The sequence below is a fragment of the Mucilaginibacter sp. P4_E8 genome (assembly GCF_056401495.1).
Map to the genome: position 1 here is coordinate 34,762 of NZ_JBFUJG010000019.1, position 13,772 is coordinate 48,533.

The following is a 13,772-nucleotide window of genomic DNA, read 5'->3' on the forward strand; positions in this document are numbered from 1 at the left end:
TTATTGAATTGTTGAGTTAGTGAATTATTGATTGAGCTTTTACTTTATTGAATTAATGAGTTTGTTTTTTATTTGATTGAATTACCATAACCTACCACCAGTACCGAGAGGATAATAACCAATATACCGGCTATTACGGTGGCAAAAGCCTTTTTACTTACACCTTTCCATTCTTTTAATACCAGACCCCACATATTGGCTATGAGTATAATAAAGGCCATGTGCAGGATCCATGAGCTGGCACCATTACCCAGCTTACTTTCGCCCATACCGTAAAAAAAGAACTGCAGGAACCAGGTAGTACCGGCCAGTGCCGCGAAAAGATAATTTTTAAGCAGCGGTGTTTTTTTATCGGTATAGTTACCAAAGGTTTTATTGCGTGCATTAAGCACCATACACCATATAAAATTAGTGGTGAGGCCACCCCATAGTATAATAATGTAAGTTACATTATTTTGAAACAGGAAATTGCCCTGGCCCGGATTGGCCGCCTGCCAAAGCTGATTAGCGGTATCGGCCATTGACTTACCCGCCTCTATGCCGAAATTAAAACAGGCACTTAACACGCCCGAAATTATGGCTACCAGAATACCCAGGCCAAAGCGATAATCTTTATTTTCCTGCGCAATGGTTTTATCGGCCGATAGTTCTTTTTCCTTCATCATACCTGCCTTACCACAGATAATAATACCTATTACACACAGTAAAATGCCAAGTAAAACGAATTGACCCCATTGGGTATGCAGCAGCATACTGAAAGTATCCTTGCCCTCCTTCGGGAAAATATCATAATAAACGGATGGTATCAGCGCGCCAAAAACCGAGCAAAGCCCGAGTATAATGGTACTGCCTAAAGACACGCCAAGGTACCTGACGCCTAAACCATAAGTGAGCCCGCCAATGCCCCAAAGTAAACCCATTAAGTATGTCCACCCGATAACTTCTGTACTGGTATGACTAATAATATCTGCAAAACCGGGGATAGTTAACCATGCAGCCAGCGGCGGTACAATAAACCATGAAAAAATGCCTCCTACTATCCAGTAGCTTTCCCAGGCCCAACCTTTAATTTTTTTGTAGGGGATGTAAAAGCTCCCCGAAGCAAAGCCACCGATGAAATGAAAGAAAACTCCGAAAATTATTTGCATACACTAATTGGTTTATATTGGTAAAGCTAATTTAGAGATTAAAAATATGGGAACTGTCATGGACTGTCATGGAAATCTCAGCTGGAGGAAGGGGTGGCGGGGGCCCACCCCGGCCCTCTATTGAGAGTAATAGCCCATGAAAAGACAGCTATCAAACTTTGAAGGGAAATAATACCGTCCACAGTTGACTCACCCGATCTACGCTTCGCTGGACCACCCTCTCTCCGGCTTCGCCGCAAAGAGGGTAAAGAAAAAAAATGTTGAAGTCCCTTCTTTGCGCGGAGCGTAGGGAGAGATGACAAGCGCAGCGATGTCGGGGTGAGTCGATACCGCGTTTAATTATAGTCGTCTGTCTTTTCATGGGCTATTACTCTCCAAAGGAGAGGACTTTACTTTTCATGTTATTAATAATTGGCTTTCACTCCCTCTCCAAAGGAGAGGGCCAGAGTGAGGCTTTCGCTATTTATTTCCTGCATCCCAAGATAAATCCTATTTTGTGGCCTGATATGCAACCATATATTTTAGGCATCGATATTGGCACAGGCAGCACTAAGGCGGTAGCTGTAACTTTAACCGGCGAGGCATTGGGCGTAGTGCAAAATCATTATCCCATTAACAGCCCTGAGCCAGGCTATAGTGAACAGGACCCTTTATTGATCTGGGACGCTTTTGTAAAATGCCTGCAGGAAATTGTAGTGAAGATAGGTTATGCACCAGAGGCGGTGAGCCTGAGCAGCGCCATGCACAGTATTATACCGGTTGATAAAAAGGGTATTCCCTTATCGCCTATGATAACCTGGGCTGATGCACGGAGCGAGAACATTGCGCAAGGTTTAAGAGATTCTGACCAGGGTGAGGAGATCTATCGTATCACCGGAACGCCAATACATGCCATGTCGCCCTTATGCAAGCTGATTTGGCTGCGTACCAACAAACCGACGCTGTTTACCCAGGCACATAAGTTTATATCGGTTAAAGAATTTATATGGTTTAGGTTGTTTAATAGCTTTCAGATTGATTACTCTATTGCTTCGGCAACGGGTTTGTTTGATATTTTAAAGCTGGAGTGGAGCGCCGAAGCCTGCGCGCTGGCAGGTGTATCTGCAGATAAACTGTCGCGACCAGAAAATACCACCTATTATCGTGATGATATGGATGCGGCTACAGCCGCAATGTTGGGTATCCCGCAAAAAACCAATTTTACCATTGGCGCCAGCGATGGCTGCTGTGCCAATTTGGGCAGCCATACCACCGGACCGRGCATTGCCGCCCTTACCATTGGTACCAGCGGCGCGGTGCGCATCACCAGTCCCAAACCGGTTTACAACTTTGAGGGTATGACCTTCAATTACCTGCTTAATGAAAGAACTTTTGTGTGTGGCGGAGCGGTAAACAACGGTGGCATAGCTATTAATTGGTTACTGAAAAACTTTCTGCAAAAGGAAAAGCTGTCGGCTGCTGATTATGATGAACTATTTAATGCGATTGAAACTGTACCTGCCGGAAGCGATGGTTTGATATTTTTACCCTATTTGTATGGCGAACGTGCACCGCTTTGGGATACAAAAAGCAGTGGAGCCTTTTTTAATATCAAGCCTGCCCATAGCCGTACTCATTTTTTAAGGGCCTCCCTTGAGGGCGTTTGCTTTGCCCTCTATGATGTACTTAAAACCGTTGAAGACGCTTCGGTAAATATCACCCAGGTTAATATCAGCGGCGGTTTTGTAAGTTCCGGCGTGTGGACACAGATCCTGGCCGACATCACTGGTAAAAAACTGGTAGTACTGCAACCCGAGGATGCATCGGCCGTAGGCGCTATTTATCTGGCTATGCAGGTGTTGCACCCTGAAAGCTATAATCGGTTAACAGAAATTAGCGGTGAAACAGTTATTGAGCCAAATAGCCAAAACCATGAGCGGTACAGCAAATTATTTAGCGTATATAAAAAGCTGTACCGGGATCTTAAAGATTCTATGCACCTGATGCATGATCTGGATATATAACAGAGGTATTAACTGGAGTGGTTGTTAAAAGGGTCAGCAAAACTTTTTCCCGCTAAAAAATCTTTTAGCTCGGCATCAGTTATCAGGCAGTTACTCAGCTCTTCCATCAGCATCGCCTTGTTTAATTGCTCGCCTATAAATACCAGTTCGTTGTGGCGGTCGCCAAAATCTTTTGACCAATCCTTTTCAATGAATTCGCGGTTCTCTACAAAGTCACTATATCTGATACGTTGCTGATAAGGCATACTGGCCCACCAAACTCCGGCATTCTCTAATCGCGATGAACCACCCGCCTGCGAAAAGTTTAACGCATCATCGGGGGCTGATGCTATCCAGAACAAACCTTTTGAACGGATAATGTTTTGCGGAAAATCATAGTGCAGGTAATGATAAAATCTTTCCGGATGAAAAGGCTTTTTAGACCGGAACACAGTCGAACTGATGCCATATTCTTCTGTTTCGGGCGTGTGCTCGCCGTTCAATTCCTTTATCCACCCGGCAGATTGTGAGGCTTTGTCGAAATCAAACAAGCCGGTGTTCAAGATCTCGGCAGGATCAACTTTTCCAAATTCGGTGTGTAATATTTTTGCCCCGGGGTTAAGTCTGGTGATCAAAGCCTCTATTACTTTTACCTGTTTGGGCGATGCCAGATCGGTTTTGTTGAGCAATATTACATCGGCAAACTCAATCTGGTCGGTAAGCAGGTTAACAATGGTGCGGCGGTCGCCGGGGTCATCTACCAAATCACGGTTAAGTAACAACTCCGAACTGCCAAAATCTTTATAAAAGTTAAAACAATCCACCACGGTAACCATGGTATCCAGTACCGAAAAACGGCTCAGGTCGATACCGGCGGCTTCATCGGCAAAATTAAATGTTTGGGCAATAGGAATAGGTTCTGATATACCGGTGCTTTCGATCAACAGGTAATCAAAACGGCCTTCTTTGGCCAGTTTCTCTACTTCTATCATCAGGTCCTCGCGTAAGGTGCAGCAAATGCAGCCGTTGCTCATTTCTACCAGTTTTTCTTCGGTACGGGATAATGTTTTTTGATTGGCCACGAGGCGGGCATCAATATTCACCTCGCTCATATCGTTAACTATAACAGCCACCTTTAAATTCTGCTTGTTGTGCAGGATATGATTTAATAAAGTTGTTTTACCACTGCCTAAAAAACCGCTTAATACGGTTACAGGTAATTTCTTTTCCATCTGCAATTATTTTAAGCAAACATAGCAGATTAAAATATTAAATGCAATTATGTTGCATTTAATAAATAAACAAAGAAAGTATAATGAATAGGTAGACCTATCCTATCACAGATCGAGCGAACGGGTAAACCGGTATAAGCAGTAAACTATAACAGGAGCGGCCAGTACATCCATCGTATAATGAATATGCTGTATAAGCAGCAGGAACATTACCACAATAGCAGCTATGAAGGCGATGACCTTATCGCTTCTTTTTTCGAGATTAAGATAAATCATGACCATGGTTGAGGTATGGCCCGAAAAAAACAAATCCCTGGTGATGGCGGCATGGCCATAAAAACAACCTGTAAGCGGATCAGTGAGCGGTACTAAACCGGCAGGCGGGTCAAGCCTTACCAGGCTTATAGATATGAACCGTGCAATGCAAACAAATATTAATGTCCATAGATAGGTTGCGCAAATGGCTGGTTTATACATGATCCTTACCAGCATTAATATGCCCATGCCCCATATAATAGTAAAAATTAATATTGATACATCATAGGCTGGTAGGTGGGCCAATACCCGGTCGTTAAGAACAAAGCCGCCTCTACTTTCAATACCCCTGAAAAAAGAAGGCATGGTACTGATAATACCCACGATCAGTATGGCACCGATCAATAGCTTGAGGCGTTTTAAACTGGTGTCATAAGCATTTTGCCAGTTTTGTTTTAATTTATAAAGCGCTGTTATAGCCACAGTTTATCAATAGATAATAGTTGCAAAATAATTATTGACGTCAATATTAAGCAGTTGTTACTAAATAGTTAAAATAAAATTCGATAAAAATACATATAAATTAATGCAATTGTGTTGCATTAATTTATATTTGCATCACATGGATTTTCAAAAAACATCTTCACGACTTGATAACATCGGGATAACCGCCTCAACCTTGTGCGCCATACATTGCGCTGTGGTGCCGGTATTATTTACCAGTTTGCCACTGCTTGGTCTTGGTCTTCTGGCCAATGCCTGGGTAGAGTGGGGGATGATCATTTTTGCGTTGATGATAGGGGTGTACTCTATTGGCTTATCTTACCTGCGTACCCACCGGCAACCTCTACCATTGTTTTTACTGATAACAGGTTTTGTAATTATTATGCTGGGTCATGCATTCATAAAAGGGTGGGCCGAAGGGATTGTAGTACCTGCTGGTGGATTGCTTATTGCCATTGCGCATTTTGTAAACTATAAATGTACCAGGACTTGCAGGCACAATATCAGGTAGTTGTTAAACTTTTACTAATTAACCACACCTTATTTTAAACCATTGGTTATTCTTGTTAAATTTGTATCCTGTATTGTTATACCTACTAAATTAAATGGCACAAACCCGCAATAATTTTCATTTTGAAGATTTGCTGAACAAGCATCATTTAAAAAAAACTGCCCCCCGGCTCAGGGTTTTATCCATGATGTCGTCAAGGAGCGCTGCCACTTCACAGCCCGACCTGGAGAGTGTGATGAACGATATTGACCGGGTTACGCTTTACCGTATCCTGAACGCGTTTGAAGAAAAGGGCATCATCCATAAAGTGTTTGATTTAAATGGTACCGCCAATTATGCACTGTGCACATCCAATTGCAATGAAGGGCATCACCACGATGAGCATTTGCATTTTAACTGTACCAATTGTAAAAACGTTTATTGTTTAGATGATATGCACCTGCCTGCCATAAATTTACCTAATGGATTTGAACCCACAGGTTTTACCTTGTATGCCACCGGCTTATGCCCAAAATGCAGTAAAAAGGCTGTTAAAAAATGAACTTTACCACCAGGATTTCCAGAATAATTATCATTAACAGCGGGCTTTTATTGCTGTTTTTTTGTTTTAGCGCCTTTACCCCTGCGCGAGATACTATACCTGTTTTATCTACTTTTAGGTTTAAAACTATCATTATTGATGCCGGGCATGGCGGTAAAGATCCGGGGGCACGGGGCTCTTATTCGGTTGAAAAAAATGTGACCCTGGCCATAGCCAAAAAACTAAAAGCGGCTATTGATTCGCAGATCACCAGTGTTAATGCTATCATGACCCGCACAGATGATACTTTTATTCCGCTGAACCAGCGGTCGGCTATTGCTAATCAGAATCATGGCAACCTGTTTATTTCCATCCACTGCAACTCATCGCCCGAAGGCACTGGCTCCTCAGCGCATAAAAGGCGGGGTGTATTGCTGCTGGTTTATGGTTTTCACAGGTTAAAGGAACAGGAAGAAGCAGTACGTGAAAACTCTTCCATATTCATTGAAAAAAACTATAAGGAAAACTATGAGAGTTATGATGAAAGCGATCCTTCAAACCTCATCATACTTAATGCCTATATACAAAAATACCGTAAGCAAAGCATCCTTTTTGGCGACCTGCTGAATACCGAGTTTGTGGATACCAACGGCCGCGAAAGCGCTGGTGTAAAAGAACAGGGCGTTTTGGTTTTGGCCCATAGCGCCATGCCGGCCGTGCTCATCGAAACGGGTTTTATCAACAACCCGGAGGAAGAAGACTACCTGAACTCTCCCGAGGGGCAAAACGAAATTGTGCAATCCATTATCACAGCCATTAACAATTACCGCAAGGCTATCGGGGCGATGTAGTTTAAGTTGCACAGGGAAGTGCGATTCCCCTCTTGAGAGGGGCGGAGGGGGTGCTCTTTATAAGCGACGAAACACACCCCTGCCATCACACTACCTTATGCGCCCCCTCTCAAGAGGGGAACTTCGATGTACAATGCAAAAAATGCCTTTATTATTCCAATTCATTCATAAACAACTATATTCGGCTTTAACAATTCAACGCCGATGGTCAACCCGCTTAATTCCCGTAAGTTTATTTTAAAAACGGTATGCAGTATATTTTGCTGTTTGATGCTTATTCATCAAGGCACCCATGCACAAATTAAAGAACAGGGCATTATACCGCAGCCGTTTAAGGTAGAGAAAACCAATGAAGTGTTCAGCTTTACACCATCAACAAGCATAACTATTGGAGCGAATATAAGTCCGGATAACCTGATTTTCTTCAATCAATATTTTCATTCAATTGCCGGGTATAACCTGGCAACCGGCAAAAAAGTAGCTACTTCATCCATCCAATTAAATATTGATTCAACTAAAGCTATACAGCCAGAGGGCTATATATTATCAGTAACCGCAAAACAGATCACCATTACCGGGCACGACCAGGCCGGTGTGTTTTATGGCTTGCAATCGCTCATCCAATTACTGCATTCATCCAACGGGAAAATTACTGTTCAGGGATGCTCTATTGAAGATCATCCGCGGTTTGCTTACCGGGGGATGCACCTGGATGTGAGTCGCCATTTTTTTACGGTAGAAACCATCAAAAAATGGATAAACCTGTTGGCTCTGTACAAGATCAATACCTTCCACTGGCACCTTACCGACGACCAGGGCTGGCGCATCGAAATAAAAAAATACCCACTGCTGCAAAGCATTTCGGCCTGGCGCGACGAAACCATCGTTGGACATAAAAGAGATAGTCCACACCGTTTTGATGGTAAACGTTATGGCGGATATTATACGCAGGAAGAAGTTAAAGCCGTGGTAAAATATGCCATGGAACGACATATTAGCATCATCCCCGAAATTGAAATGCCCGGTCATGCCCTCGCTGCACTGGCTGCTTATCCGCAATTGGGCTGTACAGGCGGGCCATATAAAACCGCTACCTACTGGGGTATTTTTGATGATGTGTATTGCGCCGGAAACGAAGAAACTTTTACTTTTTTACAAAATGTGCTGGATGAGGTGCTACCACTTTTCCCATCGAAATATATTCATATAGGTGGTGATGAGTGTCCCAAAACAAAATGGAAAACCTGCCCTAAATGCCAGCAGCGCATTAAGGACGAGCATTTGAAGGATGAGCACGAGCTGCAAAGTTATTTCATAGGCCGTATGGAAAAATACCTGAACAGTAAAGGCAGGCAGATCATCGGTTGGGATGAGATTCTGGAAGGAGGCCTAACCCCCGGCGCCACCGTAATGAGCTGGACGGGCGAAGAGGGCGGTATTGCCGCTGCCAAACAACATCATGATGCTATCATGACGCCCGAAAAATATGTTTATCTTGATTATTACCAGTCGCTTTACCCCAGTGAACCGATAGCTGGGGGCGGTTATAATCCTTTAAGTAAAATTTATAATTATGAACCTTTAACCAAAGAACTTTCTGGCGATGAAGCAAAATATATCAAAGGCGTACAGGCCAATGCCTGGAGCGAATACATGGCCAGTCCCGCCCAGGCCGAGCGCCAGTTGTTCCCGAGGATGCTGGCTTTATCAGAAATAGCGTGGACGGCCAAAGAAAATAAGGATTATACAGTTTTTTTGAAACACTTACGTTATCAACAGGCTCTGCTGAAACAATTCAATGTAAACGCGGCAAACACGTTTGATGAAATTACCGACAGTGTAGCCGAATCATCAGATCATAAAGTACTGCTTGCTTTAAACAGCACCCTGCCCGGAAGCCAAATTTATTATACTACTAATGGCTCACTACCAAGCTCTAAGAGCAAAAAGTACAGCAAACCGTTTACCATTGGTACATCTGGCCAGATAAAGGCAGCCGTATTCAGTGTTGGGAAACAATATGGGCGTGTGTTTGAAAAAGATTTTCACCTGCATAAAGCAGTAGGCAAAACAATAACACTTACCAACCAGCCACAAGGCGCTTATAACACAGGAAATACATTTGGACTGGTGAATGGTGTGTTTGGTAATAAATTATATAATGATGGGCAGTGGTACGGTTTCAACGGAGATGATCTGGATGCTGTGGTTGACCTGGGGGCGATTCAAAAAGTATCACAATTGGGTATCAATGTATTAAAATATCACTGGCAAAAAATGTGGGAACCACAGGTGCTCACGTTCGAAGTATCTACTGATGGAAAAACCTATACCGAAGTTTACAGGCAAACCGCCTTTAATGCCAATGGTATCAATACGGTAAGGGCAACCGTTAAACCCGTACAGGCAAGATATATCAGGATAAAAGGAACTAATAAAGGCATCATCCCCCCCGGCGAATACATTGCCGGTGCCAAAGCCTGGCTATTGGTTGATGAACTGATGGTGAATTAAAGAGGGCTGTCTGAACCGGGATTAAACAGATTTAGGGATTAATATGATTTTTTATCCTGGTAATCCTTTAATCCTAAAAATCCTGGTTCAGACAAATCCCTTTAATCCCGGTTCAGACAAATAATCTGTACATCATACAATTTGCACATCTGCAAATCAATAATCCTCATCCCATATTTTTTTTCCTATTTTTATACCAAACACTAACGCGTGCGTTATGTTCAAATAACAGAATATTAAATATGATGTTATTTTACGCTGATAGCACCGCAAGGATAATTACTCAATGAGCAAAGTATTTACAATAACCGAGGGTTTGGAGAATATGGGGGCTTTGCGAACGGGCGGACAAGGCTCAGTTTATAAAGGCAGGCGTTACGGCCCTATCATTACTGCAGTAAAATTATTGCCAACGCCCATTCACACCGAAAGCACCGACGATAAGAATTTCAGGAATTTTCAGAACGAAGTTGAAAAACTAAAAAAAGTAAATGAAGAACCTAATCCCAATGTAGTTAAGATCTTAAATTCGGGCATTACCGAAAGCGGTTCGTTTCCATTTATCGAAATGGAATACATTGATGGTCCTGATCTGGAGGATCTGCTAAAACCTCCGCACGAGCCAATTTTTACTATAAAAGAGATCATCAAACTGGCCGATCAACTGGCCAATGCTTTATCGCACTGTCACAAGGTATCGGTAAAACATGGCGATATCAAAAGCAATAATGTAAAGTTCAACATCCATACGGGCAACTATGTACTGCTTGATTTTGGTCTTTCGGCTATGTCTGATGATCAGCGGCGTACCAGTATCAGGCATGCCGGCGCCATTGAGTTTATGGCCCCCGAGCAAAACGAGGGGCTCATGTATTTCCAGACTGATGTGTACAGCTATGGTATTATTCTGTATGAACTCATAGCAGGACAGGTGCCTTTCCCGCTGCATGATAATGGCGAAACTTCCCGCAACGCTGTGATGCTTGCCCACATGGAAACGCCCGTGCCCGATGTAATGGAGCTGCGCAAAGCCAACCTGCCCGAAAGCTGGACCGATAAAAAGAAAGAACATGAAATGCTGGTGCCTGCATGGCTGCTGCAGGTAGTATCCAAATGCCTGGAGAAAGACCCTGAAAATAGGTTTACCAATGGTATTGAGTTGCAGGAAACCCTGATGTATAGCAGTATTTCGGCGGTAGGTAATAATCAGGAAGATGATACCTGGAACGCGTCAGTTCTGTTAAAAGAGAACGAACGTTTGCAAGGTCTGCTTTTGTACTACCAGGAAGCCGAAAATAGTAAGGGCCAACCTGTGTTGACCGCCGGTGCAGATAAGTTTACCGATAACGGGAAACTGGTGCGCATGTCAAAACCTATTTTTGTGTTCTTTATGATCATGCTGTGTGGTTTTACTGTGTTTTCGGCAGTGGTACTGAGCAAATTTGGCGACAGGATATACCATGGCGTATATAACAGGATTTTTAAGCCATCAAAAAAGCCGGCCGATTCAGTTACTACCCGCTTCACTGTCCCTAAAAAAAAGGCGGATACAGCTGTGCAGGATGATACTACACCGGTCAGGGATGAATCTGGCATTCCGCCAGAAATTGATTCGCAGGCCGACTCAATACTGAAGGGAATGAAATATAAAAAGCCCGGGGCTGCCGAGGAACCTCAATTTTATCGCGATAGTGCTAAAACAAAGGATACCTCCAATTTGAATTTTTAATTATGACAGCGTTAACCAGTTAATTTAAAGGATATAACTGAATGGAATCAAAATCAACGTTTTGGCAAAAGATAGGGCTGCAGGACTGGTTTTTGCCTAATGGGAAACCTGCAAATGCCGCCGCCGCAACTATTAAGGCACTTACCCCCGATGATGTTTACATGTACATTATCGAAAAATTTAAAGAATCTATCGGTCAGCTGTCATTTGCTGATCGTGTAGTGTTTTACCACGAATATATCATCAGCTTTAACGAAGAGGATTACCAGGAATTCATTAACAACCGGTCGGGGCTTTTTGGCATTATCGTTCATGAATCAGTAAAAAAGTTTTATGAGCTGTTGCGTGAGCACCAGGAGGTAGGTAAAAAGGTAGAGCCCTCCAGCTCCAAATGGGTGTTCAGGTTGGTTTCGCATCCTGATTATGCCAAGGGCGACAAGGGCTTTATAGGCAAGCTGTTACCGGGCAGCAGTAAAAAAGAAGAGAACCTGCGTGTAACGTTTATCCCACGGCATACCGGCGTGGCGCAAACACTGGATATCAGCAATGAGATATTAAAAGGCTTTACCTACTATAGCGAAGGCTATTATGAATTGCCTTATGCTAATGATCTGCACTATAACGAGAAGGAAATAGCAAAGCCCGGCGAAAAAGTATTAGCCCGGCTGGATACCATAATGCCCGATAAGCAATTCGTGGGCCGCAAGGTGGAGTACCTGATGAAGGACGATGATATTGTAGTATCGGGCAATGAGGAAACTCGTGAGGAACCAGCCGTGTTTAAAGTGCCGAGCGATTGGGTGAATACCCCTCATCTGCGTATCCGCCTCAATAAAGCCGATGGCAAGCTTTACTTAGCGTCATTTGGTGAGCGTACGCTGATCAATGAGCAGGAGGTAATTCAAAGCGATGTAAACTCACCACAATGGGTCGATCTRCCTTTTAACTCAAAAATATTACTGAATGGTATAATAGGCATCAACATATTTAAACCTGAAGCATAATGTCACAAATATTATCATTTGGGCTGTTAGCAATATGCGTTTTATTATTGGCGGCTCACTTTATCGACATAAAAAATTCCAGTAAAAACCATGGCAAATAATTTTTTCGGAATAACAGATATTGGTAAGCAAAGGGATAATAACGAGGATACCTTTATTGCCCAAAAAGCCGATGATGGCAATTTCATTATCGCCTGTGTAATTGATGGCGTAGGTGGTTATGTGGGGGGCGAAGTTGCTGCCGATATAGCGCGCGATTGCATATTGCAGCAACTATCATACATTGCTGGTGACATTGTCCCTTTATTGGTAAATACCATTACAATTGCCAACCAAAGGATCTATGATAGAAAGCTGGAGGATAAGCAGCTGGAAAACATGGCTTGTGTATTAACGCTTGCCGTGATTGATATTCAAAACAACCTGTTTTACTATGCCCACGTGGGTGATACCCGCTTGTATTTGCTGCGCGATAATTCCCTGATAAAAATATCAAAGGATCATTCCTTTGTTGGTTTTCTGGAAGATTCTGGCCGGCTTAGCGAGGAGGCTGCTATGGATCACCCCAAACGGAATGAAATTAACAAGGCCCTGGGTTTTAACCCGCAGATAGCGCATGACCCTGATTTTGTTGAAACCGGGCAATCTCCATTTTTACCCGGCGATACCTTACTGGTTTGCAGCGACGGCCTTACCGATATGGTTGATAAAAACCTGATTAAAGCTATACTAACAGGCAGTGGCTCCATACAGGATAAAGGAGAAAAATTAATAGATGCTGCCAACAGTAAAGGTGGAAAAGACAACGTAACTGTAGTGCTGGTGCAAAATGACAAGGCGCCACGCAAGTATAGTGCTACACGGCCCGCGGCCACCACTGCAAAGGCTGCTGATGAAATAATTGACCCCCTGGCCCAACCTAAATTGCCCGATGGCCCATTAACAGTACCTGTAAAACAAAAAAGCAACCGCGGTACTATGGTGGTGCTTTTTATATTGCTGGCTTTAGCATTAACGGGTTTTTTATGGCAATTTTGGTTAAACTATCAACTAACGCAAACCCCGGTAAAAGTGGTTGCAGTGCCCCCTGTAAAGGTGAAGAATGCAGATCAAATAAGGCTGCAGGACACCATCAATAAACTAAAAGGCCGTACGCTGATACTTTCTGATGCTGATTTTAAACAACCTATTATATTGAGCGATACTTTGCATATAAATCAGGATAGCCTGTATATTAAGGCCAAAGGAAATATCATATTTAAACGCGATTCTACCTATGCCGGTCCGGGAATATCCCTTGCGGCCAACAGTAAATACATTGTGCTTGATAGTGTATCGTTCGAAGGTTTTAAGGTAGCCATTGCTACCCGTAATGATGCATTGGTATTAAAGCATGTGGTATTTAACAATTGCATGGTGCCGGTGCAAACTTCCTATATTTTCCCCGATAAAAAATATATTTCGGGCAGGTTGTTTGGTGGCTTGTTCAAGATCGATACCTTATCAAAAACCACTAAATAAT

General features: G+C 43.1%; 11 protein-coding genes. 8 read left to right on the plus strand and 3 right to left on the minus strand.

Annotation, left to right across the window (positions count from 1 at the left end; genetic code table 11):
- Positions 1-68 precede the first annotated feature (68 nt).
- The gene (gene rhaT / locus AC1DRQ_RS10705; RefSeq protein ID WP_477424263.1) at positions 69-1,148 is read right to left on the minus strand and encodes an L-rhamnose/proton symporter RhaT; all 1,080 of its coding nucleotides are present in this window, start codon (positions 1,146-1,148) and stop codon (positions 69-71) included.
- 398 nt (positions 1,149-1,546) lie between these two features.
- Here rhaT and AC1DRQ_RS10710 point away from each other — a divergent pair, with 398 nt between their 5' ends.
- Entirely contained in the window at positions 1,547-3,151 is a 1,605-nt protein-coding gene (locus tag AC1DRQ_RS10710) for a gluconokinase (RefSeq protein WP_477424265.1), read from the plus strand.
- Positions 3,152-3,159: 8 nt separating this feature from the next.
- Here AC1DRQ_RS10710 and AC1DRQ_RS10715 read toward each other — a convergent pair whose 3' ends face one another.
- Positions 3,160-4,362 (minus strand): GTP-binding protein, encoded by a 1,203-nt coding sequence (locus AC1DRQ_RS10715; protein ID WP_477424267.1) that lies wholly within the window; start codon positions 4,360-4,362, stop codon positions 3,160-3,162.
- 105 nt (positions 4,363-4,467) lie between these two features.
- A complete protein-coding gene (locus AC1DRQ_RS10720; protein WP_477424269.1) occupies positions 4,468-5,100 on the minus strand; it encodes a phosphatase PAP2-related protein in 633 nt (210 codons plus the stop codon).
- A gap of 139 nt (positions 5,101-5,239) precedes the next feature.
- Here AC1DRQ_RS10720 and AC1DRQ_RS10725 point away from each other — a divergent pair, with 139 nt between their 5' ends.
- The 7 genes from AC1DRQ_RS10725 to AC1DRQ_RS10755 all read left to right on the plus strand — a co-directional run bounded on the left by AC1DRQ_RS10725 (position 5,240) and on the right by AC1DRQ_RS10755 (position 13,771).
- Positions 5,240-5,632, plus strand: coding sequence for a MerC domain-containing protein (locus AC1DRQ_RS10725; protein WP_477424271.1), 393 nt, complete (start codon positions 5,240-5,242; stop codon positions 5,630-5,632).
- A gap of 94 nt (positions 5,633-5,726) precedes the next feature.
- The gene (locus AC1DRQ_RS10730; RefSeq protein WP_477424273.1) at positions 5,727-6,173 is read left to right on the plus strand and encodes a Fur family transcriptional regulator; all 447 of its coding nucleotides are present in this window, start codon (positions 5,727-5,729) and stop codon (positions 6,171-6,173) included.
- On the plus strand, positions 6,170-7,003 hold the full coding sequence (locus AC1DRQ_RS10735) for an N-acetylmuramoyl-L-alanine amidase family protein (RefSeq protein ID WP_477424275.1): 834 nt from the start codon (positions 6,170-6,172) through the stop codon (positions 7,001-7,003). The genes AC1DRQ_RS10730 and AC1DRQ_RS10735 overlap by 4 nt, the downstream gene beginning before the upstream one ends.
- A 270-nt stretch (positions 7,004-7,273) precedes the next feature.
- Positions 7,274-9,517 carry a glycoside hydrolase family 20 protein gene (locus AC1DRQ_RS10740; RefSeq protein WP_477424277.1) on the plus strand — a complete coding sequence of 748 codons (2,244 nt, stop codon included), beginning with the start codon at positions 7,274-7,276 and terminating at the stop codon, positions 9,515-9,517.
- 286 nt (positions 9,518-9,803) lie between these two features.
- Positions 9,804-11,246, plus strand: a complete 1,443-nt coding sequence (locus AC1DRQ_RS10745) for a serine/threonine protein kinase (protein WP_429398060.1) — start codon at positions 9,804-9,806, stop codon at positions 11,244-11,246.
- Between the two features lie 41 nt (positions 11,247-11,287).
- Positions 11,288-12,250, plus strand: coding sequence for a hypothetical protein (locus tag AC1DRQ_RS10750; protein ID WP_429398058.1), 963 nt, complete (start codon positions 11,288-11,290; stop codon positions 12,248-12,250).
- 90 nt (positions 12,251-12,340) lie between these two features.
- Positions 12,341-13,771, plus strand: a complete 1,431-nt coding sequence (locus AC1DRQ_RS10755; RefSeq protein WP_477424278.1) for a PP2C family protein-serine/threonine phosphatase — start codon at positions 12,341-12,343, stop codon at positions 13,769-13,771.
- The last annotated feature ends 1 nt before the right edge of the window (position 13,772 follow it).